This is a genomic window from Aurantiacibacter xanthus (assembly GCF_003584015.1).
Lineage (GTDB): Bacteria > Pseudomonadota > Alphaproteobacteria > Sphingomonadales > Sphingomonadaceae > Alteraurantiacibacter > Alteraurantiacibacter xanthus.
Genome location: NZ_QXFM01000072.1, coordinates 1 through 26963 on the forward strand (window position 1 = coordinate 1; position 26963 = coordinate 26963).

Below are 26963 nucleotides of genomic sequence, written 5' to 3' on the forward strand. Positions count from 1 at the left end.
CCGCTGCACCGCCGCCACCAGCCGCGGATAGACCCCGCAGCGGCACAGGTTGGGAATGGCCTGCCGGATTTCGTCTTCGCCGGGATTGGCGTTGCGCCTTAGCAGCGCCGCCGCCGCCATCACGATCCCCGGTGTGCAGAATCCGCACTGGATCGCCTGTTCGGCCACCATCGCCTGCTGCACCGGATGCGAGCGATCGCGCGCCAGCCCCTCGATGGTGGTGATGAAGCGCCCTTCCGCCTCGGCCAGCGTGATCAGGCACGAGCGCAGCGCCTCGCCATCGACCAGCACCATGCAGGCGCCGCAATCGCCCTCCCCGCAGCCATACTTGGTGCCGGTGAGGTTGGCCGCCTCGCGCAGCGCCCACAGCAAGGGGGTGGCCGGATCGAGGTCGAAGTTCACCGGCCGGTCGTTGACGGTCATGGCAGTCATGACGAGGGCTTATGTCAGTCGCGCCAGCTCGTGTCGATGCGGTCGATCTTGCGGGTCCACGCTTCGAAGTCGAGCTTGCCGAATTCGTCGGTGAGCTGGTTGTCACGGTCACGCTGGTGGACCGCGATCACCTCGTCCGGGACTTCGATGGCATCGCCCATCGCTGCCGTCTTCACCTGCACCTCGCAGGCGCGCTGCAACATGTAATAGAGCAGGAACATCTCGTAGATCGTGTTGCCCATCACCACCGGGCCATGGTTGCGCAGCAGCAGCACCTTGTTCTGGCCGACGTTCTCGATCAGCCGCACGCCCTCTTCCGAACGCACTGTAATACCTTCAAAATCGTGATAGCCCACTTCGCCTGCGAAGAAGCATGAATAGAAGTTGCTGGTGCGCAGGCCGCCCGCGCTGCTGCACACCGCCATGGTGTCGGGCGTGTGGGTGTGGACGATGGCGTGCGCGTGATCGAGGTTCTTGTGGAACACCGAATGCTGGGTGAACCCGGCGAGGTTCACCGGGTAGGGATTGTCGCCGACCTTGTTGCCCTCGCCGTCGATCTTGACGAGGCTGGAGGCCGTCACCTCTTCCCACAACAGGCCATAGGGGTTGATCAGGAAGGCATCGTCCTCGCCCGGAACGCGCACCGTGATGTGGTTGTAAATGCTCTCATACCAGCCGAGATGTGCGAAAATGCGGTAGCATGCGGCCAGCTCCTGCCGGGCCTTCCATTCGGCCTCGCTGCATTCGACACGGGGTTTCAGTTGCGTTGCCATGATCCTTGCCTTCTCTCCATCTGCCCCTGATTGACTCACACAACCTTCATTGACTTTCTCCGCCCCCTGCGCAAGCCTTTCGAAAAGGTCGGCCGCAGAGCCGGTCCGGGAGAGACATCGATGCAGCAGCTCGGCTTCGGCCAACCGCTGGGCACTATTGCCCAGACGGCCTTTATCGTGCCCGATCTGACGGCGGCCATCGCCCGCTGGTCCGCCGACATGCGTGCGGGGCCCTTCTTCGTGCTGCCGCATCTGCTGGCACCGGGGCAGACCTATCGCGGGCTGGAAAGCCGCGCCGATGTGACGCTCGCCATGGGCTTTGCCGGGCACATGATGATCGAGCTGATCCAGCCGCTCGACAGCCACCCCAGCGTCTATCAGGAAACGATCCGGCTGCGCGGGCACGGCTTTCACCACTTCGGCATCGCGGTCGAGGATGTCGATGCGGCAAGCGCCGACTATCAGGCGCGCGGCTATCACGAGGCCTATCGCGCCGCCGTCCCCACCGGGGGCGAGGTGGTCTATCTCGACAATGGCGACGGCGCGGCGACGGGCTTTGTCGAACTGTTGCCGGTCAACCCGGCGATGGACGCCACTTTCACCCGCTTCTGGGAAGCGAGCCGCGACTGGGACGGCTCGGACCCCGCCCGCCCCTTCGCCTGAGCACAGGAACGCAAACGCATGTCCGCACCGCACACCGACACGCCGCAACCCGGACAGCTTCAGGGCAACTGGCTCACCAACTCGCCCGCTTACCAGACCTTGCTGGTGTTTCTGCTGGCGCTCAATTTCGGGATCGTGTTCTTCGACCGGCAGGCGCTCAACGCGCTGATGCCCTTCGTCGAACCCGAGCTGGGGCTGTCGCAGACACAGATCGGCCTGCTGGCCTCGGGGCTCTCGTTCAGCTGGGCGATTGCTGCCTTCTTCGTGGGGCGGCTGTCCGACAGCCTCGGCAAGCGCAAGATCCTGCTGGTGCTCTCGACCGTGGCCTTTTCGCTGTGCTCGTTCCTCTCCGGTGTGGCGACCAGCTTCCTGTTCCTGTTCGCCGCGCGCCTGCTGATGGGCGCGGCCGAGGGCGGCGTGATGCCGATCAGCCATGCGATGGTCGCCTCCGAGGTCGACCCCAAGCGGCGCGGGCTGGCACAAGGCGTAGCGCAGAACCTTGGTTCGAACCTGCTCGGCAGCTTTCTGGCCCCGGTGGTGCTGGTGTGGTTCGCCACGCAATATTCATGGCGCGAGGCCTTCTACCTCGCCGCCCTGCCCGGCCTGCTCAGCGCCGCGCTGATCTGGTTTGCCTTGCGCGAACCGGCCAAGGCCCCGATGGCCGAGGAAACCCCGCCCAAGGGCAATTACTTCGCTGATGTCGTGAGCGCGATGAAGGTGCGCAACATGTGGATCAGCGTGGTGGTCGGCGTGCTGATGGTCGCGCACTTCGTCACCACCTGGGCCTTCATGCCGCTCTACCTCACCGAGGTGAAAGGCTACGATCCGAGCACGATGAGCTGGATCATGGGCTCGCTGGGCATTGCGGCGGCGATCTACTCGTTCACCGTGGCCGGCATTTCCGACGTGATCGGGCGCAAGCCGGTGATGGTGGCGCTGCCGCTGCTGGCGGTGCTCGGGCCGCTGGGCGCGATGTACTGGCAGGGCGGAGCCTTTGGCCTCGCGGCGATCTTCTTCGTCGGCTGGGCGGTGAACGGGGTGTTCCCGATCTTCATGGCGACGATCCCCTCGGAGACGTTCCGCCCCGTCCATCATGCGACCGTGCTTGGCCTCGCCATGGGCAGCTGCGAGGTGCTCGGCGGCGTATTCGGGCCGATTATCGGCGGCGCGCTCAACGACAAGTTCGGGATGGACAGCTTCCTGTGGCTCTTGATCGGTCTCTCTCTGATCTCGGGCGTGATCGCCATGGGTTTGCAGGAAACCGCGCCTGCTGCGTTGAGGCGCAAGGGCCTCAGCTTCCGAGCCGTCTGACACAGCATGAGCGCGGTCCAGCAATTCACCACCCGCGATGTCGCCCCCTCGGAGCGGGCGCGCTACTGGAACGATATGGCCGCGCTGCGCTATGCCGGAAGCCGGGTGGAAGCGGCCTATGGCGAGTTCACCGGGCGCATGTGGAGCTGGAACATCGGCCCGCTCGCCATGCTGCGCCCGCGCACCAACCCCTGCCGCGTGCTGCGCGAGCCGCTGCCGAGCAGCGAACATAACCTGATCCTCCATCTGCAATCACGCGGCCACGGCACCTACTCGCAAGGCACGCAGACCGCACGGCTCGAACCCGGCGATGCGGTGCTGTGCAGCACCGGCCAGCCTTACGAGATCAACCTCAGCCATCACGAAACGCTGGTGGTCGAATTCCCGCGCGAACTGATCGAACGCAGCGTCGGCGCGCTCGATGAACGGCTGGTGCGGCGGCTGCCCGGCACCTCGCCCTCGCTGCGCATCTTCCACGATTTCCTGCTCTCGCTGTGGCAGCAGGGCTATCGCGAGGAGCATCACCTCGGCTGGGAGGAAGAGGTCGCCCGCCTGTTCGCCGGAATGCTGGCGATGGCGCTCCACGGGGCCGACTTCGAACAGGCCAAGCGCGCCGAGCCGGAAATGGCGAGCCGCGTGCGCGCCATCGTCGAGGCGCGGCTGCAAGACCCGGAGTTCTCGGTGCTGCACATCGCCGAAGCCTGCGACATCTCGGTGCGCGCGGTGCAGAAGGTGTTCGCCACCATGGGCACCACCCCCAGCGCCTATATTCAGGAGCGCCGCCTCACCCGCGCGGGCGAGAAATTGCTCGCCTATCCCGAGGCCACGATCACCCGGATCGCCTTCGACCACGGCTTCAACGACAGCGCCTATTTCACCCGCTGCTTCCGCCGCCGCAACGGGATGAGCCCGCGCGAATTCCGCGCCCTGCGCGAGGATACCGGCGAAGGTTCGCCTCAGTCCTAGCCGTGCCTTCGCGCCGGGTGTATCCTCGCTGGCAGTCCGCACCTCAACAGAGGGCGGTTCCGTGCCACAGCGACACGATAACAGGAGAGTATCCATGGCAACCATGACCGCACCGCCGTCCGACAAGGCGGAAATCGTCGACATCAAATATCCCTTTACCGACCTCGTCGCCCGCACCTCGCCCGGCGGTCGCTACATCGACGCGCCGAGTGATGAGGAAAGCCCCTGGATTCCCTTCGGCGACAACGCCGCGATCAAGCACATCGCCTTCGACGTGCGGCAGAACCTGTTCTCGAACATCCTGTGGGTGAAGAGCCCCGGCGTGATCGGCACCCACTTCCATCGCGGCACCATCATGATGGTCTGCCTCGAAGGCTCGGTGCGCTATCTCGAATATGACTGGGTGGCGACCCCTCCCGGCGTGATCCTCGAAACCCCCGGCGAGAGCCACACGCTGGTGACCGACCATCCGCAAGGCTGCAAGCTGTTCGGCTGGATGCAGGGCCCGATCGACTTCTTCGATGGCGACGGCAAGTTCGTCGAGACCACCGACGTCTTCTGGTTCATGAACCACTACGAGACCTATTGCCGCGAGAACGGCCTGCCCATCAACGAGAAGCTCTATCTTTAACGTCAGAAGCGGTTCGTCATTGCGAGGAGCCAAAGGCGACGCGGCAATCCAGCTCCGGCGATGGATTGCTTCGCTCCGCTCGCAATGACGAAGGGAAAAGGAAGCACGGACATGGCCAGCACAACCGAAAAGCCGCCTCTCGGCGGGATAAAGGCCCCGCCCTCAGGCGCTTACAAGATCGTCTCGGTCCCCGAGGCGCACAGCGCAATGCTCGACCAGTATTGCGTGGCCGGCACCTATGTCGGCCTGTCGGAAGAAGAGAGCCCCTGGGTTCCCTTCGGCGACAATGCCGCCATCCGCCACCTCGCCTTCGACGTGCGCAACAACGTCTATGCCAATGTGCTGTGGATCAAGTCGCCCGGCGTGATCGGCACCCACAAGCACCGCGGGATGGTCTGGGCGATCGGGCTCGAAGGCTCGTTCCGCTATCTCGAATACGACTGGGTCTGCCACCCCGGCGAGTTCATCACCGAATTCCCCGGCCACGCGCACACGCTCGTCACCGACGATCCGAACGGGATGAAGGCCTTCTTCTGGATGCAGGGCGCCAACGAGTTCTACGACGAAAACGGAAATTTCGTCGAGACTCTCGATGTCTGGTGGTTTATGAGCCACTACGAAAGCTACTGCAAAGAGCACGGGTTGGAGATCAACCGGCAGCTCTATCTGTAATTGGCGCGATGGAGGGGGGAGAGGCCTTCGTCGACGCCGCTCGCGGCCCCATCCGTGCGACGCCCTTAGCGGCGCCGGATGAGGCCGCGACCCTTCCCCCGGCAGTTCACCGCAATTCCGGCCCTGGAAGGATGACCCCATGAAAACCCTCGACCAGTTCGACCTCACCGGCCGCTCGGGCCTTGTTACCGGCGCGGCCTCGGGCATTGGCCTCGCCTATGCCGAGGCCATCGCCGAAGCGGGCGCGAAGGTGACGCTCACCGATATCGATGCCGAAGGCGCGGCACGCGAGGCGCAGCGCCTGTGCGACGAAGGTTACGAGGCGCGCTGGGATAGCTGCGATGTCTCCGACCTCGCGCAGGTCGCCGCTGCTTTCGATAACCACGTGGCGGCCAATGGCGGCTGTGACATTGCCTTTGCCAACGCCGGGCTCGATGTCGGCAACGGCTTCTGGAGCCCTGAGGAAAAGCGCAATCCCGACGGCCAGATCGACGTTTACGATCCCGCCCGCTGGGACAAGTCCATCGACATCAACCTAAGTGGCGTATTCCGCACCGTGCGCGAGGCGGCGCGGGTGATGAAGGCGAACACAGACAGGCGCGGCGGCTCCATCGTCATCACCTCGTCGAACGCGGCGGAGGTCAACGAGGCCATCGTCGGCGTGCCCTATATGGCGGCCAAGGCGGGGGTGAAGCACTTCATGCGCCACGCAGCCTACGAGCTGGCCGCCTATGGCATCCGCGTCAACGCCATCGCGCCCGGCCCCTTCGTCACCAATATCGGCGATGGCTGGGTGAAGAAAAATCCCGCCGCGAAACAGGCCTGGGACAAGCTGGTGCCGGTGGGGCGCATGGCCGAAACCTCGCAGATCAAGCCGCTCGCGCTGCTGCTCGCCTCCGATGCAGGCAGCTATATGACCGGCGCGCATGTGATGATCGATGGCGGGATGCAGCTTGGCCCGGTCAAGCCGTTGAACGACTGAGCCGGCAGGCATAGATAGCGCATCACAAGTCGTTCCTGTTGGAGAGAAGTAGCATGACCACCCCCGCCCGCGCCGCCATTTGCCGTGGCAATACCGAGCCCTTCGCCATCGAGGATGTCGAACTCGACGACCTGCGCCCCGACGAACTGCGCGTGCGCATTGTCGCCTGCGGGGTGTGCCACACCGATATGGCCGTGCGCGACGAACAGCTGCCCGTGCCGCTGCCGGTGGTGCTCGGCCACGAGGGTGCGGGGATCGTCGAGGAAGTCGGCAGCGCGGTGACCGTCGCCAAGCCGGGCGACCGCGTGGTGATGAGCTTCAACTCCTGCGGCACCTGCCCCAGCTGCGAAGTCGACGCGCCGACCTATTGCTACAACTTCTTCCCGCACAACTGGAGCGGCACACGCGCCGATGGCTCGCCGGTGATGTTCAAGGGCGGCGAGAACATGAACGCCAACTTCTTCGGCCAGTCGAGCTTCGCTACCCACGCCATCGCGCATGAGGCAAACACGGTGAAGGTGCCCGACAGCGCGGCGCATATTCCGCTGGCCCAGATCGCCCCCATCGGCTGCGGCCTGATGACCGGTGCGGGCGCGGTGCTGCGCTCGATGAAGGTGCGGGCGGGCATGCCGATAGCCGTGTTCGGCGCAGGCACCGTCGGCATGGCGGCGATCATGGCGGCGAAGATCGCGGGCGCGAACCCGATCATCGCGGTCGACGTGAACGATGGCCGGCTGGAGCTGGCGAAGGAACTGGGTGCAACCCACGCCTTCAACGGCAAGAATGATGCCATCGGCAAGATCAAGGAGCTGGTCCCGCAAGGCCTCGGCTATGTGTTCGACACCACCGGCATCAATTCGATTATCCAGGACGCCTGGGGCCTGCTGGCTCCCATGGGCATCTGCGGGATCGTGGGCGCATCCGATCCGAAGGCAAACCTCACCTTCAACGAGGCCGAATTCATGGGCGGCGGACGCCGCGTGATGGGCATCCTCGGCGGCGACAGCGACGTCGGCTCGTTCCTCGTCGAGCTGCTCGACTATCACGTGAACGGCCAGTTCCCGTACGAGAAGCTGATCGGCTACTTCGACTTCTCCGAGATCAACGAGGCTTTCCACGCCAGCGAGGATGGCTCGGTGGTGAAGCCCGTGCTGAAGATCGGCGAAGAGTGAGGGCAGCGGCACACCACAATCCTCCCCGCTTCGGGGAGGGGGACCAGCCGCAGGCTGGTGGAGAGGCAGGCGCGGCCCGTTCCTCCTGTGCCCCTCCACCATGCTGCGGCTGGTCCCCCTCCCCCTGCGGGGGAGGAGGGCGATGAAGGCCGTCACCTTCCAGGGCCTCCACACCCCCTTGAAGTGGGAAGAGGTGGCCGATCCGACCCCCGCGGCGGGCGAGCTGGTGGTGAAGGTCGGTCGCTGCGGCATCTGCGGCAGCGACCTGCACATGACCGAGGATGCCGCCTACGGCTGCCAGCACGGCGATATCCTCGGCCATGAGTTTGCAGGCGAAGTGGTGGAGACGGGCAAGGATGTCTCCGGCTACAAGCCGGGCGACCTCGTCTCGGTGATCCCGCTCAAGAGCTGCGGCCAGTGCGAACAGTGCCGCAAGGGCACCGTGCAGTGGTGCGAACAGTTCGGGCTCCAAGGCGGCGGCTATGCCGAATATGCGGTGACGCGCCCGAACCAGTGCGTGCCGCTGCCGAGTGACCTCAGCCTCGCCGATGGCGCGATTATCGAGCCGCTGGCAGTGGCGCTGCACGGTGTGAACCTGTCGGGCATGAAGACAGGCGACAAGGTGCTGGTGCTCGGCGCGGGGCCGATCGGGCTGGCGGTCGCCTTCTGGGCCAAGCGCATGGGCGCCGCGCGCGTGGCTGTGCAGGACATCGCCCGCCATCAGGAACAGCGCGCGCTGGAGATGGGCGCCGATGTGTTCGTGGTCGACCCCGCCGATCCGGTCGGCAGCGCGACCCGCGCGCTGGGTGGGCCTGCCGATGTGGTGTTCGAATGCGTGGGCATTCCGGGCCTGATCGCGCAAGGCGTGGAGCAGGTGCGGCCCGATGGCACGATCCTGCTGCTGGGCCTCTGCACAAAACCCGACACGTTCAACTCGTTCGCAATGCTGAGCAAGCAGGTGCGGCTCGTCACCAGCGCCTTCTTCACCCGGCAGGAATATATCGCCACGCTGGCCGCGCTCGAAAGCGGGGCGCTCGCCCCGCGCACCATGGTCACCGAGACGATCACCCTCGCCAACACGCCCGAGGTGTTCGAAAGCCTCAAACAGCGCAGCGGCCAATGTAAGGTGATGATCGCGCCCTGACTTAGAGCGCGAAGGCATCGGATCGACTCGCAAAGCCCTTCCCCTGTGGGGAAGGGTTGGGATGGGGGTTACACGCCAGCGTCGAGCCCCCGCCCCCTCCCCGAGAGGAGGGGCGCTTATCCAACTTTAGCGCTGTTGCTGCGGCGCAGCAGCGGCTATCGGATCGGCGATGAGCGAAAAGGCACGATTGGTCCGCGGCTCCATTGCGGGCCATCTGGTGCGCCAGACCGCGCCGATGATCATCGGCGTCTCGGCCATGGTCTCGACCGGCATTGTCGATGCCTATTACGTCGGCCGCCTCGGCGCGACCGAGCTGGCCGCGATCAGCTTCATCTTCCCCGTCGGCACCGCGCTTTCGAGCCTTGGCGTGGGCGTGATGGTGGGCACCTCCTCGGTGGTGAGCCGCGCCATCGGCGCCGGGAACGAGCGCCGCGCGGCGTCCTGCGCGACGCTGGGCGTCCTGCTCGGTCTCGGCTTCGGGCTGCTGATCGCGCTCGCGCTGGCGCTGGGCGCAACCTCGCTGTTTTCCCTGATGGGAGCCGATGGCGAGGCCTTGCGGCTGATCGGGCTCTACATGCTGCCCTATGCGCTGGGCTTTCCGCTGCTGCTCAGCCTGTCGGGCCTTAACGGCACCCTGCGCGCGCAGGGGCTGGCCAACCGCTCGACGCTGGTCTCGCTGAGCTTCGCGCTGGCGAACTGGGTGCTCGATCCGATCCTGATCGACGGCGCCTTCGGGTTCGAAGGCTTCGGCATGGCGGGCGCGGCCTATGCCACGGTGGCGGGCTGGCTGCTCGGGCTGAGCGTGGGGCTGTGGGCGGTGCAAGGCTCGGAAATCCCGCTGCGCCCTGCCCTCCTGCGCGAGGCCGACGTCGCCGAAGGCGCGCGCGACGTGCTGCGGGTCGCCCTGCCCGCCAGCTTCACCAGCTCGATCAACCCGCTCGGCCTTGCGATCCTCACCGGCCTGCTCGCGCGCGAGGGCGAAGCGGCGGTGGGCGGGTTCGGCATCGGCGGGCGCTTGCAGACCTTCGCGGTGGTGCCGCTGCTCGGCCTGTCGGGCTCGATCGGCGCAATCGTCGGGCAGAACTGGGGTGCGGCGGCCTACGACCGGGCGCGGCTGGCGCTGGTGCAATCGGGCCTGTTCTGCCTTGTTTACGGGCTGGTGGTCGCCACCGCGCTCTATTTCTTCTGCGACCAGCTCGCCGCCCTGTTCACCGACGATCCGGCCACCCGGCTCTCGGCCACGTCCTACCTGCGGATCGCGGCCTGGGGCTACGCCGCCTATGGCGTGTTCATCGTGTGCAATGGAGCGTTCAACGCGGTGGGCCATGCGACCAAGGCGCTGGTGCTCTCGCTCGCGCGCGTGGCGCTGGCAATGGTGCCGTTTGCGCTGCTGTTGCAGCCGCGCTGGGGCGCAAGCGCCGTCTACAGCGGAGAACTGGTGGCCAATCTGGCGGGCGGCCTGATCGCGGCGGCGCTGGCTTACCGGCTGCTGGCATTTTCAAACGCCAAGCCGAAGCGGCCCAGCGCTCCTTAAACGGCGGCTCAGGCTTCGGGTGGCTCAGGCTCCTCGCGGAGCATCGCTTGCAACGCGTCGCCGCTGGCCGGAACCGCGCCCGTCACCCGCTGCTGCAAGTCGCGATAGGCGGCAAGCGCGCGCGTTCCTGCCTCGCTCACCCGCGCACCGGCCTTCTGGCCACCGCCGGGCGTGGTATCGACCAGTTTCTCGGTAAAACACCGGTTCATCACGTCGACCATCATCCACGCGCGGCGATAGCTCAGCCCCATCGCGCGCGCCGCGGCCGAGATCGACCCTGTGCGCGCGATGGCCTCCAGCAAGTCCGCCTTGCCGGGGCCAAACGCAATTTCCTCGCCGCAGTAAAGCTGCAGCTTGAGCTTCAATCGCTTCATGTGGCCGCGTCCGCCACGCAAGGCTTAGCCGAGCGGCTTGCTGGAACCGAAGAACAGCGCCTGGCTGATCGCGGCGCGCACGGTGGCTTCCTGAAACGGCTTGGTGATAAGATAGGTCGGCTCCGGGCGGTTGCCGGTCAGCAGACGCTCGGGATAGGCGGTGATGAAGATCACCGGCACCGAACCGATGGCGAGAATATCGTCCACCGCATCGAGCCCCGACGAGCCGTCGGCCAGCTGGATGTCCGCCAGCACGAGGCCGGGCATCACGTCCTTGACCACTTCCTGCGCCTGCGTGCGCGTGGCCGCCGTGCCGCAGATTTCGTGGCCCAGCGAGCGCACCAGATCTTCCAGCTGCATCGAGATCAGCGGTTCGTCCTCGATGATGAGCACGCGGGTGGTGCTTTCACGCTCGATCTCGGCAATGGCATCACGCACCAGATCCTCGACCTCGGACACGTCGCGGTCCATGATCGTGGCGACTTCCTGCGTGGTAAAATCCTCAACCGTCGTCAGCAGCAGCGCCTGCCGGTTGGCGGGCGTGATGCGGCCCAGTTGCAGCTGGGCCGCCGCTTCGTGGCCCATGCTGTCGGACGAGACCAACTCGGACTCGACCGCGGCACTCGACCAGATCTTGGTGAAGGCGCGATAAAGCGGCACGCGGCCGCCGCGCAGTTCCTCGGCAAGGTCGGAATCGGCCAGCGCGGCTTCGAGCGTGGCAGTAACAAAGGCATCGCCGCTCGCCTGAGACCCCGTCAGCGCCCGCGCATAGCGGCGCAGGAACGGCAGGTGCGCGGCGATTTCAGCTCCGATTGACATAGATTATTCCCTCTTTCGACTTGCCCTCAACGCATATCGGCGGCGTGGGTTCCAGCCCATTGCAGGTCGCTGCCCCTGCCATCGGCGAGCCCTGCCGCAAAGGCCTAATCGGCGTTCCGGCAGGCGGTTCGGAAGAATATTTGCCGGGCTGCAACTTTTCCGGGAACGCAGTTTGCCAATGCGCATTTCCTCTTTGTCACCGGCGCTTACCCCCCTCTTCCCGTCCCTGCGACCGGTGACACGATCCAAGATTAGGCCCCCACCGGCAACCGGCGGGGGCCTTTTTTTGGCTCAACTATGGGAAGGGGAACAGTCAGCCAGCGCAGACGAACGCGCGGCGCAGGGCGCAGCTGCGGCGAAAATACCAACGATGATTGGCGTCAGCGCGCGTTGCGGCGCAGCAGCGTGAACAGGCCCGACTTGCGCTCTTCCACCAGCACGGCGACCAGATCGTCAGGATCGTAGGGCTTCACGAAAACCGGGCCGAGCGCCGCGACATTCGCGGGAATCGCTTCGGGCGATCCGGTGGAAAAGGCGATGCGCGGGGGCTTTGGGCCCAGCATCGTGACCAGCTCGGCCAGTGCCCAGCCATCGTCGCGGTCGGCCAGATGAACATCGAGCACAATCGCATCCGGGCGCAGCTCGTTCTCCAGCTCGCGCATGGTCTGCTCCACGCTCACGCAAATCGTGACCTTGCCGGCACCAGCCCGCAGCAGCGCATCCTCCAGCGCCATGGCGAGGATCGCATCGTCCTCCACCAGCAGGACGCGAGCAAGCCCGCGAGCCGGTTTGCCCTGTCGGTCGGGAGACAGATCTGTAGATGTCGATGGCAACAAAGTTCCTCCGTTTCAGAGCAACGCGCCAGCGACACTTTGGCTCCCGCCCTAAACGAGGGGCTTCTCGTAAATACTGTACTCGCGGTTGCACTTGGAATCGATCGCCTCGGCAATCGCGACCATGCCCTGGTTGTCTTCCAGCACCCAGCCCACCTCGGCGCGTGTGGCGCCATAGGTGCCCACGGCTTCACGGCGGATATACTCGATCATCATGAAGGCCAGCTGACTGGCCAGCCGGGTGTTCTGGTACTTCTTGGCCACGCCCATCAGCGGCACGCGGAAATCGGCCTGCTTCGGCTTGCGCAGCCACCACAACAATTTCAGCACGTTGAACGGGAACAGCTTGCCTTTCATGTCGATGACCAGGCGGTTGATATCGGGCCAGGCCAGCATGAAGGCGACCGGTTCGCCATCGACCTCGGCGATCATGTTGGTGCCGGTCAGGATCAGCGGCTTGAGCTTCTTCTTGGCATATTCCTTCTCGGTCTGGGTGAAAGGAACAAAGCCCCAGTTCTTCGACCAGGCATCGTTGAGGATCGTGATGGCGATCTCGGCATCCTCGTCGAACCGATCGCGGTTGACGTTGCGCACGGTGATCTTGGCGTTGCGCTCACCCGATTTCACGATCCGGTCGATCAGCGGCGGGAAGCCGTTCGCCACGTTGAGATCGTAAGTATAGAGGTGCTTGGCGAGCCTGTAGTCCTGCGCTTCGATCCAGCCCTGGTATTCGGCCTTGTGGTGACCCATCATCACCATCGGCGGATGATCCTGCCCCTTGGTGAGCAGGCCCGGCTCTTCCCATACCGAGAGGCTGATCGGCGCCAGCACGCGGGTCATCCCCTGTTCGCGCAGCCAGCCTTCGGCAGCGGCGATAAGCGCGGCCATGGTCGCCTCGTCGACGGCCTCCATCATGCCCCAGTTGCCCGTGCCCGGCCCCATGCCCTGCTCGGCAGGCTGCTGGAGCGCGAGTTCGTCGATATGGGCCGAGATGCGCCCCACCACCTTGCCGCCGCGCCGGGCGAGGAACAGCTGCATGCGCGCATGTTCGTGAAAGGGGTTCTTGCCGGGGGTCAGCAGCTCGAACATATCGGCGCGCAGCGGGGGCACCCAGTTGGGCGTATCGGCGTTCAGCGCATAGGCGCATTCGACAAAAGCCTTGAGATCGGCCTTGCCGCTCACCTTGGTGACACTTATTTGATCGGCCACAAATACCGCCTTTCGTTCATCGGGCAGAAGCCCGGCACGTGCATGAAGGGCCACTGCAGCGCCGCATAATGGCGCGCAAGGCCCATATGCGCTAAGGCGACGGGAAATCTAATCGAAAAGACCATGCAGATGAATGCCACGACTACAATCGAGCCCGCCCGCAGCGGCAGCAGCGCCGCCGGCCCCCGCGTGCTGGCGCAGATCCCCGACGACAAGGCGATGCTGCGCGCCGCGGCCGAACTGACACGCGACCTTACCGTCGCGCGGCCCGAGATTTACTGGCCCGACATGCTCGGTTCGGCGCTGATCGGCTATGGTCTGCTCGCCGCCGCGATCCTGCTCGACAATGTGCCGCTGGCCATCACCTGCGGCGTGCTGGCGGTGTTCCCGCTCTACCGGGCGCTGCTGTTCATTCACGAGCTTACCCACCTGCACCGCGATGCCCTGCCCGGCTTCCGCACCGCGTGGAACCTGCTGGTCGGCATTCCGCTGCTCACGCCGAGCCTGATGTACGAGAATGTCCATACGCTGCACCATTCGCGCATGCGCTATGGCACGGCGGAAGATCCGGAATACAAGGCTCTGGCGCTGATGAAGCCGTGGACCCTGCCGCTGTTCGTGCTGGTCGCGGCGCTGGCCCCGATCGGCCTGCTGCTGCGCTGGGGCGTGATCGCCCCGCTCGGCCTCGTGTTTCCGGCGCTGCGCAAGGCGGCGTGGGAGCGGTTCTCGTCGCTGTCGATCAACCCCGATTTCCGCCGCCGCCCGCCCGAGGAAAAGGAGCGCGGCTGGTTCCTGTTCCAGCAGATCGGGGCGAGCCTGTGGGCCATGTTCGTGCTGAGCACGCCGTTCTGGCTGGGTTGGAAGCCGCTGCTGGTGGCCATTGCGGTGACTTCGGCTGTCGCCACCTTCAACCAGCTGCGCACGCTGGTGGCGCACCTGTGGGAAAACGATGGCGAGGCGATGACGGTCACCGCGCAATATCTCGATTCGGTGAACGTCCACACCGCGATCGGCGCGCTGTGGGCGCCGGTCGGCCTGCGCTATCACGCGCTGCACCACCTGCTGCCGAGCCTGCCTTACCATTCGCTGCCGCTGGCGCACAAACGGATCTCCGCGCACCTCGGCCCGACCTCGACTTACGAGGAAGCGACGCATCCGGGGCTGGTGGTGCTGGTCATGCGGATCGCGCGCAGCACCATGGGGCGGCGCGACTAAAGGCCTTTCGCGGGCCGGATCAGTTCACCTCGTCGGCGACGTCCTGCTTGATCTGGTCCTCGATCTTCTTGCGCGTTTGGACCGTGCCGGGATCGGCGGGCATGTCCACGACCTGTTCGCGCAGGTCAGGATCGGGCTGATCGATTGTCGCTTCGACCTCATCGGCGGGAACGTCGTTGGAACAGCCGGCCAAGGCGAGCAGAGCCGCAGCGCCGGTGGCGGAAAGCACTTTGCATTTCATGGCAGTTTTCTCCGTTGCTTAGTCTGGCAACGGGTCGCGAATGGCACGGTTCCGAAAAGGAACCTTACTCCTCGGTCCTGACCAGCACCGTCTCGCCCACGAACAGGAACAGGAAGAACGGCGCCCATGCCGCCAGCAGCGGCGGGTAGCCGCCAAAGCTCGCCATCGCGAGCGCGGCATTATCGACCACGAAATAGGCGAACCCCAGGGCCATCCCCAGTACCGCGCGCGCCAGCAACTGACCCGAGCGCGCCAGGCCAAAACCCGCCACCGCGCCCAGCAAGGGCATCAGCACCGCCGAGAGCGGCCCCGAAATCTTGTGCCACCACTTGGCCTCCAGCTCGGCCGTGCGGCGACCGGCGGACTTCAACGCGTCGATACTGCTGGAAAGCTGCGGCAGTGGCTCGCTGTCGGGATCGATCCGGCGCAGCTCGGTCTGTGCGAGCGTAACGCCGGGGGCCACGACGGTCCCGTCGGGCAGGTCTTTCTCGGTCGCGCTGGCCACGCTGAACACCCGCGCCCCCTCCAGCGCCCAGCCGGGGTTGGCGAAGGTCGCCCGGTCCGCGCGGATCTGGCGTGCGATCATCCCGGCATCGTCGCGTTCGTAATAGCTGACGCCGGTGAGCACGCTGTTCGCGCCCTGCCCGCTCATCACCGAGGCCATCAGCACATCGTTGCCGTCGTTGAAATAGACGTTGGTGCGCGCATCGGGTTCGCGCGTGATCGGGCCATAGTCGACCGCCTGCCACGCCTTGAGGGTCATGGTCGAGCGCGTCACCACCCGCTCGTTGAAGGCGAAGCTGCCGACCGACACGATCAGCGCGGTAAGCAGCAGCGGCGCGAGGATCTGGTGCGCGGAGAGCCCCGCCGCCTTCATCGCCACCACCTCCGAATTGGCGTTCATCGCCGCCAGCGTGATGATGGTGGCCAACAGCACCGAATAGGGCAGGAACCGCGCAATCAGCTGCGGCAGGCGCAGCGAGGCATAGCGCAGCAGTTCGGGCTCGCCATTGCCGGGAGCGGCAAGGATATCGCCCGTCTCGCCCAGCAGGTCGAGCATCATCAGCACCAGAACCAGCATGCCGAGCACGGCAATGATGCGGACCGCGAAGGTCTTGGCCAGATACCAGGTCAGCTGGCGCGACGGGAAGAAGTCAAACAGCACCCAACGATCCCTCATCCTCAGCATCGGAGATCCGCAAGGCCTTGCGCCGCCTGGCTCCGAACAGCTTTTTCACCCGCTTGCCCAGCTTGGCAAAGAGCCTCTCAAGCACGCCCAACGCCTGCCCGCCGGGGACGAAGGCGACCTGATAGTACATCCACAAGATCATCGCCGCGAGCACCGCAAACGGCCCCCACAGCGCGAGGAACGGGTCGACCCGGCCAATGGCAGCGACCTCGGCACCGTACTGGTTCACCTTGTGATAGGCGACCACGACCACGATCGAAATGAACACCCCCAGCGACGAGGTCGAGCGCTTGGGCGGGATCGCCAGCGCCAGCGCCATCAGCGGCAGGAGGATCATCATCACCACCTCGACCATGCGGAAGTTGAAATTGGCCTGGCTGCCCGCACGCTGGTCGGCGCTGCTTTCGGGGCTCCAGCCGATCTTGAGCAGTTCGGGCAGGACATACTCCTGCTCGTCGGCCCCGCGGGCGCGGAAGTCTTCCAGCGCCGGCAGGTCGATCGGCAGGTCGTGCTGGCTGAAGCTGAGCACGCGCGGCGGGCCGTCTTCCACGTCGTGGATGATCGTGCCGTCGGCCAGCCGCAGGATGATCGTGTTGCGATCCTCGCGGTTGGCGAGGAACCGCCCCTCGCGCGCCGAGATCGACAGCACCTGCCCCTTGTCGTCGGCGAGGCGGGCGAAAATGCCGAGCAGGCGGCGCCCCTGATCCTCGCTCGCCTCGATGCGCAGGGCCACCCGGTCCTCGATGGTGTTGAACTCGCCAACCTTGATCGAGGCCCCCAGCGCGCCCGAACGCAGTTCGTACTCCATCTCCTGATAGGCGAAGCGCGCCTTGGGCTGGAGATAGCCGACAATCGCGAAGTTCAGCCCCACCAGCACCAGCGTGATCAGATAGGGCACGCGCAGCAGCCGGGTGTAGGACCAGCCGACCGCGCGCATCACATCCAGCTCGCTCGACGTGGCGAGCTTGCGGAACGCAAACAGGATGCCCAGCATCAACCCCAGCGGAATCGCCAGCCCCGCATATTCCGGGATCAGATTGAGCAGCATCTTGAACACGACGCCCACCGGCCCGCCTTCGAGCGAGACGAACTCGAACAGGCGCAGCATCTTCTCAAGCAGCAGCAGGCTGGCCGCGAGCAGGAACACCCCAACCATTGGCACCACCACGAGGCGGAAGATGTAGCGGTCTACTGAGGTGATAAAACGGGACAATAGCTTGGCTTGCTGCGAAACGGGGCACTCTGGCCTTAGCGGGTAATTATCCCGCGGTCATGCCCCTTAGCGCCAAAGCGGTTGAACGGTCGGTTACAAGTGGCGAGAGGGTCACGCCTTTTCGAGCGTGCATTGCAACGGATGCTCGTTTTCGCGCGCGCAGTCCATCACCTGATTGACCTTGGTTTCGGCCACTTCATAGGGGAAAATCCCGCAGACGCCGACCCCGCGCTGGTGCACGTGAAGCATCACCCGCGTGGCCTGTTCGAGATCCATCTTGAAGAAGCGTTTGAGGACCATCACCACGAATTCCATCGGGGTATAGTCGTCGTTGAGCATCAGCACCTTGTACTGGCTCGGCTTTTTCGGTTTGGCGCGGGTCTTGGTGGCAAGCGCGGCCTGACCCGAGCCGCCGCCGACGTTGCCCTCGTCGTCGTCGCGTCCGGGCCCGGCATGGGGAACCAGTGCGGGCAAAGCGCAGTCGGGGCCGCCTGCGGCGGGGTGAGGCTGATCGGGGCTGGTCATTGTTGCCACCAAATATCGTATCGCATGGGCCACCTGCAAGACAGGCCGGCGCATTTTGTTGCCAGCCAGGGCTTACCCGCAGGTTAACCCGGCCATTCCCTCTGCCCCACAGCCAGACCGGCCAGACCGGCCAGACCGGCCAATAGCCGCGCGGCAGGCCCAAAAAGATCAAGGCCGGGCGATCACAAGGATCACCCGGCCCGATCGGCTACCTGGGAGAGGAGGAGAGGTAGGTAGCCGGTTTAGCGTGGGAAGGCGCCTCAGGCGGCGACCTTCGACATCTTTTCAGCAGCCATGTTCACGCGGCCGCTGATCGGAGCGACGGTGTCGTTGGCGAGCTTCATCATCGCATCGGTGCCCTTCGAGGCATTGGCGATCATGGCATCGAAGTTGCGACGCATGATCTTGCCCTGGAGCTGGAACAGCTCGGTCGGGCTCTTGATCGAGGCCATTTCCTTCATGTCGGCGGTGGCGGTCTCGTAAGCCGACTTGGCGTCGTCAGCCAGCGACTTGCCCATGCCCTGCACGCCGTCGGCGAGGATCTTGCCCGATTCCATCATGGCGTCGACATTGCCCTTGGCGAACTCGGTCATCTCGGTGACCATGCTGGTGCTCTTGTCGTAGGCTTCCTGCATCTTGGCCTGCACTTCGGCGACGGCGCCGCTCATGGTTTCGGTCATCGTGGCGGTGAAATCGTTGGTGGTCATGATCTTTTCCTTCAATTCGGTGACGCTGGGGGCAGCGCTGGGTACGGTGGGCTTGGTATTCGCAGCAGCCTTCCGGGCCGGGGCAGACTTCGCCGGGGCCTTGGCTGCAACGGGGGCAATAGGAGCGGCAGCGACCGGAGCCTTGGGCCTGGTCGACTTGACCGGAGCCTTCCTGGCCACGGCCTTCTTCGCCGGAGCCTTCTTAACAGGCGCAGGCTTGGCCGGCTCAGCCTTGGCAGGAACCTTGGCCGCAGCAGGCTGCTCCTTCACTGCCGGAGCGGGTGCCACAGGCTTGGCCTTCCCGGCCACCGCCTCTGCGGCAGCGGCTTTCGGCTTCACACTGCCAGCAGCATCGGCATAGGCCTTTTCCGCGGCTGCATCGGCGCTGGCGTCTTTCTTGCTGGGCTCGTCTGCCATCGATACCTCGCTTCTGCGATCACCGGCTGCCGACTCATCCGCAGCAGACCGCCAAATCACTTTGTTGCAGTGCACAAATAAGGTATCGGACTGCATCCGTCAAGGAACTTTTGTGCAGCGCACAATCGGCGTGCCTTAGGCGGCAAACGCCTTAGCGCTGGCGCACATAGCGACCCGGCGCATCCTCGATTGCGGGGTTGGCCTTGCCCCCCGGCTTGCGCGCGCCCTTCACCTTCACCTCTTCAGGCCGCAACTGCTCGATCCAGGCGAACCAGTCGGGCCACCAGCTGCCCTTGGTCTCGCTCGCCTTGGCCACGAACTGGTCGAGGCTGTCGACCCGGTCGGGGCAGGTCCAGTGCTGGTACTTGCCCGCAGCGGGCGGATTGACCACCCCGGCGATATGCCCGCTGCCCGCGAGCACGAACCGGAGCGGCCCGGAGAGGTGACGGGTAATCTCGAACACGCTTTCGGGCGGCGCGATATGGTCCTCGCGGCCTGCCTGCACATAGGCGGGCGTGGTGATCCGCGTGAGGTCGATCGGCGTGCCATCTGCCGTCAGCGCATCGGGCACCACCAGCAGATTGTCGCGATAGAGATTGGTGAGATAGGCCTCGTGCCATTTGGCGGGCAGATTGGTGACGTCGCCGTTCCAGTACAGCAGGTCGAAGGCGGGGTAGTCTTCGGCCAGCAGATAATAGTTGACCACGTAGTTCCAGATCAGGTCCGTGCCGCGCAGCAGGTTGAAGGTGGCGGCCATATAGCGCCCGTCGAAATAGCCGCAGGTGCTGGCCTTGCGGATGAAGTCGAGGTTCTCCTCGTCGACAAACAGCTTCAGCACCCCGGCATGTTCGAAATCGACCTGCGCGGTGAGGAAGGTGGCCGAGGCGACCTTGTCCGCCTCACCCCGCCGCGCCAGCACCGCGAGCGTCGCCGCCAGCGTCGTGCCCGCCACGCAGTAGCCGACCGTGTGGACATCGCTCACCTTCAGCCGCTCGCGCGTGACCTCGATGGCCTCGATCTGCGCGCGCACGTAGTCGTCCATGGTGATATCGGCGAGGCTCGCATCGGCGGAGCGCCAGCTCACCAGCAGCACGCTCAGCCCCTGTTCGAGCGCCCAGCGCACGAAGCTCTTTTTCGGGTTGAGGTCGAGAATGTAGAACCGGTTGATCCACGGCGGGAAGATCAGCAGCGGCGTCTCCAGCACCTTCTCCGTGGTCGGCGTGTAGTGGATCAGCTGGAACAGCTCGGTTTCGTAGATCACCTTGCCGGGGGTGGCAGCGATGTTCTCGCCGATTGTGAAGGTGCTGGTGTCGGTGTGCGTCAACTGACCCGCTTCGAGATCGTGCGTCAGCCGTTCCAGACCCTTCACGAGGTTCTCGCCCTGCGTGGCAATCGTGCGTTCGAGCACCACCGGGTTCATCAGCGGGAAGTTGGCCGGGCTCATCGCGTCGAGCATCGCCTGCGTGGCAAAGCTCATCTGCTCGCGCTCGAAGTCGTCGAGTCCCTCGGCCCGCTCGATGGCGGCCGTAATCCGTTCGGTCATCAGCAGGTAGGTCTGGTGGATCAGCGCGAAGACCGGTTCGGCCCGCCAGGCGGGATCGGCAAACCGGCGATCGTTGCGCCACAGCGCCTCGATCTGCGCATCGGCCCCACCCTGCTCGGTGTAGTGGCCGAGGATATTGCGCCACAGCTCCAGCCCGTCGCGCCACATGGCCTGCTGCGCATCGAGATCGAAGGCGGGCATGGTGGCCGCCAGCTTGTGCATGGCATCGAACCAGGCCGAAGGGTGCGCGTCGGGCAGCGGCGGCCTCGCCTGCTTTTCCCCCGGCAGAACCATGTCGAACCAATTTTTCTGGGCGGCCAGCAGGGCCGCGCCGAAATCGTCGATCGCCGCCTTGTCGGGGAGCGACTTCGCCGCCTCGGGGGCAAAGCCCGCCATCATCTGGCGCGCCGCCTCGCCCTGCATGCGCAGCATCTCGGTAAAGATGTCGGCCACGTCCTGGCCGGTTTCGCTATTCTCACCTTCGCCCAATGCCATAGCCCCGGCTCCTTCCTGCGCAGCATAGCGTGCCACATTCCGATTGGCACCACAAAGCGCACGATGCGCCACGCGGCGCGTTGCGCAAACTTTGCGTTTGCTTCACAAGGGCCGCCCTTATCAACAACAAGGAAAAAGCCGAGCAAGGCCATGGATACCGATTTCTACCGCATCAAGCGACTGCCGCCCTATGTCATCGCCGAAGTCAACGCGATGCGAGCGGCCGCGCGAGCGGAAGGGCGCGATATCATCGACCTCGGCATGGGCAACCCCGACCTGCCCCCTCCCCAGCACGTGATCGACAAGCTGTGCGAAGTGGCCCAGAACCCCGATGCTCACGGCTATTCGCAGTCGAAGGGCATCCCCGGCCTGCGCAAGGCTCAGGCGAACTACTACCAGCGCCGCTTCGGGGTCGAACTGGATCCCGAGAGCGAAGTCGTGGTGACGCTGGGCTCGAAGGAGGGCCTTGCCAGCCTCGCCACCGCGATCACCGCGCCGGGCGACACCATTCTCGCCCCCAACCCGAGCTACCCGATCCACACCTTCGGCTTCATCATCGCCGGAGCCTCGATCCGCTCGGTGCCGACCACGCCCGACGAGCGCTATTGGGACGAGCTGGAAAAGGCGATGAACTTCACCGTTCCGCGCCCCACGGTGCTGGTGGTGAACTTCCCCAGCAACCCCACCGCCGAAGTGGTCGATCTCGCCTTCTATGAACGGCTGGTCGACTGGGCGAAGTTCCACAAGGTCTGGATCCTGTCCGACCTCGCCTATTCGGAGCTGTACTTCGACGGCAAGCCGACGCCTTCGATCCTGCAGGTGCCCGGCGCCAAGGACGTGGCGGTGGAATTCACCTCGATGTCGAAGACCTATTCGATGGCGGGCTGGCGCATGGGCTTTGCCGTGGGCAACCCCACGCTGATCGCCGCGCTCACCCGCGTGAAGAGCTATATCGACTATGGCGCCTTCACCCCGATGCAGGCGGCCGCCGTCGCCGCGCTCAACGGGCCGCAGGATATCGTCGAGAAGAACCGCCAGCTTTATCACAAACGCCGCGACGTGATGGTCGAGGCCTTCGGCCGCGCGGGCTGGGAAATCCCGCCCCCGCCCGCCTCGATGTTCGCCTGGGCCCCGCTGCCCGCGCCGCTGAAGGAAATGGGCAGCATGGAATTCGCCAAGCAGCTGCTGATCCATGCCGAGGTCGCGGTCGCGCCCGGCGTGGGCTATGGTGAGGACGGTGAGGGCTATGTGCGCATCGGCCTGGTCGAGAACGAGCAGCGCCTGCGGCAGGCGGGGCGGAATATCCGCCGTTACCTGCAAAGCATGGGCGTGAACTCCAGCGCGGCCTGACACACTTCAAAGATAGCACGGCGCTGCCCGGCACTCGGCCCCATCCCGTTGGCGGGAGCGGGCCAGCCTGCTGGACAGCGCCGTGCCATATCTGCGATAAATCGCACGGCCCGCCAGCTGTAGCGAGCAATTCTCTGCCCAAAGCGCCTTGCAATGCGCCAACGCTTCTGGCCTAAGTTACAGCCAGACCGTGAGCATGCTAAGGACTCGGTCGGGGAGAAGATCGCAAATGGCTAGTCAACCGGCAAAAACGCTGGACGTATCCGCGTTCCTGCAACAGCTGACCTTCACCAGGTTTCACCTGCACATTCTGCTGCTCAGCTGTCTGGTGACCTTTTTCGACGGGCTCGATTTCGCGCTCGTGTCCGTCACCCTCCCCGAAATCCGCGACGATATGTCGCTGACCGAAGCGCAGATGGGCGACGTATCGACCGCCGCCTTCATCGGTCAGATGATCGGTTCGCTGATCGGTTCCTATATCGCCGATATCGTTGGCCGTCGGCCGGTCATCATTTTCTCGACCCTGGGCGCAGCCGTGCTCACCTTTGTGACCGGCTTTGCCGGATCGCCCGAGATGCTGTTCACCCTGCGCCTGATGGGCGGCCTTGCCATCGGCGGCCTGCTCGCCCCGATCTGGTCGCTCAACATCGAATCGATGCCGAAGAGCATGAAAGCGACCTCGGTCACGATCATCATGCTCGGCTTTTCGGTCGGCAGCGCGGGCGCGGCGCAGACGGCCAACCTGCTGGCCTCGCCCGAGGGCTGGTATGCCGGGCTCTATGCGGCGGGCGCGGTGCCTTCTTTCATGGCCGAGCCGAGCTGGCAGATGGTGTTCTTCTTCTGCGGCGGGCTGACCGCCCTGCTGGCGATAATCCTGTTCACCTTCCTGCCCGAAAGCGCGCGCTGGATGGTGGCCTCGGGCAAACCGGCGAGCCAGATCGCACCGATGCTCTCGCGCTTCGATCCGAATTTCAGCGCCGGCGAGTTCACCGCCTTCGCGCTGTCCGACGAGCGCAAGACCGACGACAAGCAAGACCCGCTCAGCAAGCTGCGCGAGCTGTTCAAGGGCTGGCTCGCCTATATCACCCCGCTGATCTGGGCCGCCTACTTCTGCAGTTCCTTCGCGATCTACCTGAAGACGGCCTTCGGCGTGGTGTTCCTCGAAGAACTGGGGGTGACCGTGGATATCGCGCGCGACATCAGTTCGGTCGGCGGAATCGCCGGGGCGATTGCCGGCGTGTTGCTGCTGATGTTCACCGAACGGCGCGGCCCCGGCTGGATCACGCTGGCTCCGCTGGTGGCCATTCCCTTCGTGCTGCTGCTGGGCTTCGGCATTGTGCTCGACGGGCCGGCCTTCATACCGGTGGTGCTGGTGGGGATGATCCTGGTCGGCGCGGGCCATGCGGCGGTGATTTCGATCACCTCCATCTACTACCCCAGCGCCGTGCGCGCGACAGGCGGCGGCTGGGCCAGCTTCATGGCCAAGTTCGCCGCCGTGGCCGCGCCGCTGATCGGCGCGCGGATGTTCCTCGGCTCGCAGCAGGCCGTGCTCGATGGCTATGTCGCGACCGCGGTGTGCCTGGCAGGCATCGTGATCTGCATTCTGGCGCTGTCGCACTATGCGAAGAAGCTGAAGGCCGCCACGGAAGCCGATCAGCCGCCCGCAGGAGCAGCACAAGCAGCTGAATAGGCACCGGAAGCCCGGTATATCGCCTGCAACCCCCGCCTGAGCGCAAATGCAGCCTCGGGCCGGAACGAGAGCCCCTTCGCCCCGTTGATCGGGCAAGACAGGCACTGTGCCTGCCCGACATCAAGGAGCAGTAAAATGGGTGAACTCAAGGACAAGGCCAAGGGCCTCGCCAATCAGATTGCGGGTTCGGTGAAGGAGCAGTCGAACGATCCGGAAACGCGCGCGGAAGGCAAGGCGCAGAAGCTCAAGGGTCAGGCCCAGAACCTGAAGGGCGACGTGAAGGGCGCGCTGGGCGACAAGATCTGAGCCTTTGCGGCCATGAGACAGACAGGCGAGGCGTCGGGCAACCGGCGCCTCTTCTGTTTTGGGGAAGAAAGATGCCGCAGGCGATCAAAGTGATTGCGCGAAGGCGCGGCATTCGCTAGTTGGCGCGCCTTCCGGCCCGATGGCGGAGTGGTTACGCAGAGGACTGCAAATCCTTGCACGCCGGTTCGATTCCGGCTCGGGCCTCCACTTCCTGCAAGTTTGCGCATTGCAGCCCGCTGCGCGCAAACCTAAAGGACGATGAGCGCCGCTTTAGCTCAGTTGGTAGAGCACATCATTCGTAATGATGGGGTCACAGGTTCGAGTCCTGTAAGCGGCACCACCCACCCTTCCCAGAGCGTCCAAAAATCCTCGCAAACCCGCAGAAATGCTGGTAAAATTGGCCATTGGCCTTCCGCTCGCGTGCGCCCCAATCCGCCCCCTTCCGGCCGGTTTGGGGGCCTCGGTGGGGGCCCCGGGAAAATGGTCAGAGTCGAGGCCCCCAAATGGCGATAAAAGCTTTAGAGATCAGCAGGCTACAGCCGAGAGATTCATCGTATAAAGTGGCCGACGATCGCGGTTTGTACCTTCAAGTTCAGCCCTCGGGTGCAAAGTTGTGGCGATTGAAGTTTCGATTTCGAGGTGTCGAGAAGAAGCTCGCGCTCGGGAAATACCCAGATGTGTCGCTCAAGGAAGCTCGTGCGAAGCGTGACGAAGCCCGGCGCTTACTCGCAAACGGTATCGATCCAGCTGCAGCGAGGCGTCAGGCGATCATCGAGGCGACGATAGGTGCCGCGACAACCTTCAAGCTGGTAGCGGATGAGTACATCGAGAAGATGGAACGCGAAGGAAAAAAGGCGGCCACCATAAAGAAGTCTCGCTGGTTCCGGGATTTGCTCGACCGCGACATCGGGCATCGTCCCGTTTCGGAAATTACGCCACACGAGCTTCTCACCGCACTTCGCAAAGTGGAGCGGAAGGGGCACCACGAGACAGCACAACGGCTTCGTTCCTTTGCTGGCCGCGTATTTCGCTATGCCATCGTCACGATGAGAGCACAGGAAAATCCGGCAGACCTGCTCCGTGGTGCGCTCACGGCGCCGCAGGTGAAGCACCATGCGGCTATCCTAGAACCCGAGCTCTTTGGCGCGTTGCTGCGCGCAATCGAGGGCTATTCCGGGAAACCCGAGACGCTGATCGCTCTTAAGATCGCTCCCCATGTGTTTGTGCGGCCAGGCGAGTTGAACCGCCCCGCGATTGCCGGAGGCCCCAACTCCTGAGAGGAAGGGTCTATGAGCAAGACGACGAACAAGTTTTCACCCGAGGTTCGCGAGCGGGCGGTGCGGATGGTTCTCGACAGCGAGAAGGATCATCCCTCGCGCTGGGCCGCGGTGACATCGATTGCCGGCAAGATTGGCTGCTCGGCCTACACGCTGCTCGAGTGGGTGAAGAAGTCCGAGGTCGACAAGGGCATGCGTGCTGGCGTTCCGTCCGAGCTGGCTGACAAGCTCAAGGCGCTGGAACGCGAGAACCGCGAGCTGCGCCAGGCCAACGAGATCCTGCGCAAGGCGTCTGCTTATTTTGCCCAGGCGGAGCTCGACCGCCCACTGAAGCGATGAGCGGGTTCATCGACGAGCATCGCGAGGAGTACGGGGTCGAGCCGATCTGCAGGGTTTTGCCGATCGCCCCATCCACCTACCACGAGCGTGTCGCGCAGCGGCGCGATCCCTCGCGAATGTCGGCCCGTGCCCAGCGCGATCAGGCCCTGAAGCCCGAGGTGCTGCGCGTGTTCTCCGAGAACTTCGGCGTCTATGGTGCAAGGAAGGTGTGGCGGCAGATGAAGCGCGAAGGCTTCGACATCGCCCGATGCACGGTCGAGCGGCTGATGCGCGATCTTGGTCTGCAGGGCGTGATCCGGGGCAAGCCGGTGAAGACGACGGTGAGCGACAAGGCGGCGCCTTGCCCGCTCGATCAGGTCAACCGGCAGTTCCATGCCCCGGCGCCGAACATGCTGTGGGTGTCGGACTTTACGTACGTCGCGACTTGGACCGGGTTCGTCTACGTCGCCTTCGTGATCGACGTGTTCGCCCGCTATATCGTGGGCTGGCGAGTGAGCCGGACCGCGCATGCCGGGTTCGTCCTGGATGCCCTGGAGCAGGCGATCCATCATCGGCGGCCCGTCCATCATGGCGGTCTTATCCACCACTCCGACCGCGGTAGCCAGTACGTCTCGATCAAGTACACCGAGCGTCTCGCCGAAGCCGGGATCGAACCTTCGGTGGGCAGCGTTGGCGACAGCTACGACAACGCTTTGGCCGAAACGATCAACGGACTCTACAAAGCCGAGGTGATCCACCGACGCGGGCCGTGGCGGTCGTTCGAGGCTGTCGAACATGCCACGCTCGAATGGGTGAGTTGGTTCAACAACAGGCGGTTGCTCGAGCCAATCGGCAACATCCCGCCCGCCGAAGCCGAAGCACGATACTACGCCATGCTGGACGAACGCCCGATGGCGGCATAACTCAAACCAAATGGCCTCCGGCAATCGCGGGGCGGTTCA

Annotated in this window: 27 protein-coding genes, 2 tRNA genes and 1 other annotated feature; of the genes, 17 read left to right on the top strand and 12 right to left on the bottom strand. The window is 64.7% G+C overall.

Annotated elements, in window-relative coordinates; translation table 11 throughout:
- On the bottom strand, nucleotides 1-432 hold a 432-nt coding region (locus tag D2V17_RS07770), incomplete at its 3' end, for a (2Fe-2S)-binding protein (RefSeq protein WP_147367290.1).
- Nucleotides 433-446: 14 nt separating this feature from the next.
- Complete coding sequence (locus tag D2V17_RS07775; protein ID WP_119592507.1) at nucleotides 447-1205, bottom strand: class II aldolase/adducin family protein; 759 nt, start codon at nucleotides 1203-1205, stop codon at nucleotides 447-449.
- 120 nt (nucleotides 1206-1325) lie between these two features.
- On the opposite strand from D2V17_RS07775, the gene D2V17_RS07780 reads away from it, so the two are divergent.
- From D2V17_RS07780 to D2V17_RS07820, 9 genes are all read left to right on the top strand, one after another.
- Nucleotides 1326-1868 (top strand): VOC family protein, encoded by a 543-nt coding sequence (locus D2V17_RS07780; protein WP_119592508.1) that lies wholly within the window; start codon nucleotides 1326-1328, stop codon nucleotides 1866-1868.
- Between the two features lie 18 nt (nucleotides 1869-1886).
- On the top strand, nucleotides 1887-3179 hold the full coding sequence (locus tag D2V17_RS07785; protein WP_119592509.1) for an MFS transporter: 1293 nt from the start codon (nucleotides 1887-1889) through the stop codon (nucleotides 3177-3179).
- Nucleotides 3180-3185: 6 nt separating this feature from the next.
- On the top strand, nucleotides 3186-4145 hold the full coding sequence (locus D2V17_RS07790) for an AraC-like ligand-binding domain-containing protein (RefSeq protein ID WP_119592510.1): 960 nt from the start codon (nucleotides 3186-3188) through the stop codon (nucleotides 4143-4145).
- A gap of 94 nt (nucleotides 4146-4239) precedes the next feature.
- Nucleotides 4240-4776, top strand: coding sequence for a 2,4'-dihydroxyacetophenone dioxygenase family protein (locus tag D2V17_RS07795; RefSeq protein ID WP_119592511.1), 537 nt, complete (start codon nucleotides 4240-4242; stop codon nucleotides 4774-4776).
- A gap of 111 nt (nucleotides 4777-4887) precedes the next feature.
- Nucleotides 4888-5448 (top strand): 2,4'-dihydroxyacetophenone dioxygenase family protein, encoded by a 561-nt coding sequence (locus tag D2V17_RS07800; protein WP_119592512.1) that lies wholly within the window; start codon nucleotides 4888-4890, stop codon nucleotides 5446-5448.
- Between the two features lie 139 nt (nucleotides 5449-5587).
- Entirely contained in the window at nucleotides 5588-6430 is an 843-nt protein-coding gene (locus D2V17_RS07805; protein ID WP_119592513.1) for an SDR family oxidoreductase, read from the top strand.
- Between the two features lie 53 nt (nucleotides 6431-6483).
- Nucleotides 6484-7602: an NAD(P)-dependent alcohol dehydrogenase gene (locus D2V17_RS07810; RefSeq protein ID WP_119592514.1), complete on the top strand. Its 1119-nt coding sequence runs from the start codon at nucleotides 6484-6486 to the stop codon at nucleotides 7600-7602.
- A 142-nt stretch (nucleotides 7603-7744) separates the two neighbouring features.
- Complete coding sequence (locus tag D2V17_RS07815; protein ID WP_119592515.1) at nucleotides 7745-8746, top strand: alcohol dehydrogenase catalytic domain-containing protein; 1002 nt, start codon at nucleotides 7745-7747, stop codon at nucleotides 8744-8746.
- A 169-nt stretch (nucleotides 8747-8915) separates the two neighbouring features.
- Nucleotides 8916-10280, top strand: coding sequence for an MATE family efflux transporter (locus tag D2V17_RS07820; RefSeq protein ID WP_119592516.1), 1365 nt, complete (start codon nucleotides 8916-8918; stop codon nucleotides 10278-10280).
- Nucleotides 10281-10288: 8 nt separating this feature from the next.
- On the opposite strand, the gene D2V17_RS07825 is transcribed toward D2V17_RS07820, so the two are convergent.
- The 4 genes from D2V17_RS07825 to D2V17_RS07840 form a co-directional block, all read right to left on the bottom strand.
- Entirely contained in the window at nucleotides 10289-10654 is a 366-nt protein-coding gene (locus tag D2V17_RS07825) for a winged helix-turn-helix domain-containing protein (protein ID WP_119592517.1), read from the bottom strand.
- A gap of 24 nt (nucleotides 10655-10678) precedes the next feature.
- On the bottom strand, nucleotides 10679-11473 hold the full coding sequence (locus D2V17_RS07830; RefSeq protein ID WP_119592518.1) for a response regulator: 795 nt from the start codon (nucleotides 11471-11473) through the stop codon (nucleotides 10679-10681).
- A gap of 380 nt (nucleotides 11474-11853) precedes the next feature.
- Nucleotides 11854-12306 (bottom strand): response regulator, encoded by a 453-nt coding sequence (locus D2V17_RS07835; RefSeq protein ID WP_245978623.1) that lies wholly within the window; start codon nucleotides 12304-12306, stop codon nucleotides 11854-11856.
- A 51-nt stretch (nucleotides 12307-12357) separates the two neighbouring features.
- On the bottom strand, nucleotides 12358-13515 hold the full coding sequence (locus D2V17_RS07840; RefSeq protein WP_119592519.1) for an N-acetyltransferase: 1158 nt from the start codon (nucleotides 13513-13515) through the stop codon (nucleotides 12358-12360).
- Between the two features lie 129 nt (nucleotides 13516-13644).
- On the opposite strand from D2V17_RS07840, the gene D2V17_RS07845 reads away from it, so the two are divergent.
- Nucleotides 13645-14730 carry a fatty acid desaturase family protein gene (locus D2V17_RS07845; protein ID WP_119592532.1) on the top strand — a complete coding sequence of 362 codons (1086 nt, stop codon included), beginning with the start codon at nucleotides 13645-13647 and terminating at the stop codon, nucleotides 14728-14730.
- Nucleotides 14731-14749: 19 nt separating this feature from the next.
- Here the strand turns inward: D2V17_RS07845 and D2V17_RS07850 are convergent, their stop codons facing one another.
- The 6 genes from D2V17_RS07850 to D2V17_RS07875 form a co-directional block, all read right to left on the bottom strand.
- Nucleotides 14750-14971 carry a hypothetical protein gene (locus D2V17_RS07850; RefSeq protein ID WP_119592520.1) on the bottom strand — a complete coding sequence of 74 codons (222 nt, stop codon included), beginning with the start codon at nucleotides 14969-14971 and terminating at the stop codon, nucleotides 14750-14752.
- Nucleotides 14972-15035: 64 nt separating this feature from the next.
- The gene (gene lptG, locus D2V17_RS07855; RefSeq protein ID WP_119592521.1) at nucleotides 15036-16136 is read right to left on the bottom strand and encodes an LPS export ABC transporter permease LptG; all 1101 of its coding nucleotides are present in this window, start codon (nucleotides 16134-16136) and stop codon (nucleotides 15036-15038) included.
- Nucleotides 16126-17373 carry an LptF/LptG family permease gene (locus tag D2V17_RS07860; protein ID WP_119592522.1) on the bottom strand — a complete coding sequence of 416 codons (1248 nt, stop codon included), beginning with the start codon at nucleotides 17371-17373 and terminating at the stop codon, nucleotides 16126-16128. Before D2V17_RS07860 ends, lptG begins: the two co-directional genes overlap by 11 nt.
- 111 nt (nucleotides 17374-17484) lie before the next feature.
- Nucleotides 17485-17898: an ATP-dependent Clp protease adapter ClpS gene (gene clpS / locus D2V17_RS07865; RefSeq protein ID WP_119592523.1), complete on the bottom strand. Its 414-nt coding sequence runs from the start codon at nucleotides 17896-17898 to the stop codon at nucleotides 17485-17487.
- 260 nt (nucleotides 17899-18158) lie between these two features.
- Nucleotides 18159-19022: a phasin family protein gene (locus D2V17_RS21905; RefSeq protein ID WP_119592524.1), complete on the bottom strand. Its 864-nt coding sequence runs from the start codon at nucleotides 19020-19022 to the stop codon at nucleotides 18159-18161.
- A 151-nt stretch (nucleotides 19023-19173) separates the two neighbouring features.
- Nucleotides 19174-21060, bottom strand: coding sequence for a PHA/PHB synthase family protein (locus D2V17_RS07875; protein ID WP_119592525.1), 1887 nt, complete (start codon nucleotides 21058-21060; stop codon nucleotides 19174-19176).
- Nucleotides 21061-21210: 150 nt separating this feature from the next.
- On the opposite strand from D2V17_RS07875, the gene D2V17_RS07880 reads away from it, so the two are divergent.
- The 7 genes from D2V17_RS07880 to D2V17_RS07910 all read left to right on the top strand — a co-directional run bounded on the left by D2V17_RS07880 (nucleotide 21211) and on the right by D2V17_RS07910 (nucleotide 26924).
- Entirely contained in the window at nucleotides 21211-22410 is a 1200-nt protein-coding gene (locus D2V17_RS07880; RefSeq protein ID WP_119592526.1) for an LL-diaminopimelate aminotransferase, read from the top strand.
- A 229-nt stretch (nucleotides 22411-22639) separates the two neighbouring features.
- Complete coding sequence (locus tag D2V17_RS07885; RefSeq protein WP_191229120.1) at nucleotides 22640-24100, top strand: MFS transporter; 1461 nt, start codon at nucleotides 22640-22642, stop codon at nucleotides 24098-24100.
- A 135-nt stretch (nucleotides 24101-24235) separates the two neighbouring features.
- Nucleotides 24236-24406 carry a CsbD family protein gene (locus D2V17_RS07890; RefSeq protein WP_119592528.1) on the top strand — a complete coding sequence of 57 codons (171 nt, stop codon included), beginning with the start codon at nucleotides 24236-24238 and terminating at the stop codon, nucleotides 24404-24406.
- A gap of 133 nt (nucleotides 24407-24539) precedes the next feature.
- Nucleotides 24540-24613: transfer RNA gene (locus D2V17_RS07895), tRNA-Cys, on the top strand.
- 57 nt (nucleotides 24614-24670) lie between these two features.
- Nucleotides 24671-24746 (top strand) — tRNA-Thr (locus D2V17_RS07900).
- A gap of 163 nt (nucleotides 24747-24909) precedes the next feature.
- Complete coding sequence (locus D2V17_RS07905; protein ID WP_119592529.1) at nucleotides 24910-25683, top strand: tyrosine-type recombinase/integrase; 774 nt, start codon at nucleotides 24910-24912, stop codon at nucleotides 25681-25683.
- Between the two features lie 12 nt (nucleotides 25684-25695).
- Nucleotides 25696-26924 (top strand): IS3 family transposase gene (locus tag D2V17_RS07910; protein WP_119592530.1). Its coding sequence is split into 2 segments (ribosomal slippage): nucleotides 25696-25984 and nucleotides 25984-26924, totalling 1230 coding nucleotides; the frame shifts between segments, so codons are not numbered across the junction.
- Nucleotides 25977-26093, top strand: a sequence feature (AL1L pseudoknot). Its footprint overlaps the gene before it by 117 nt.
- Nucleotides 26925-26963: the final 39 nt, after the last annotated feature.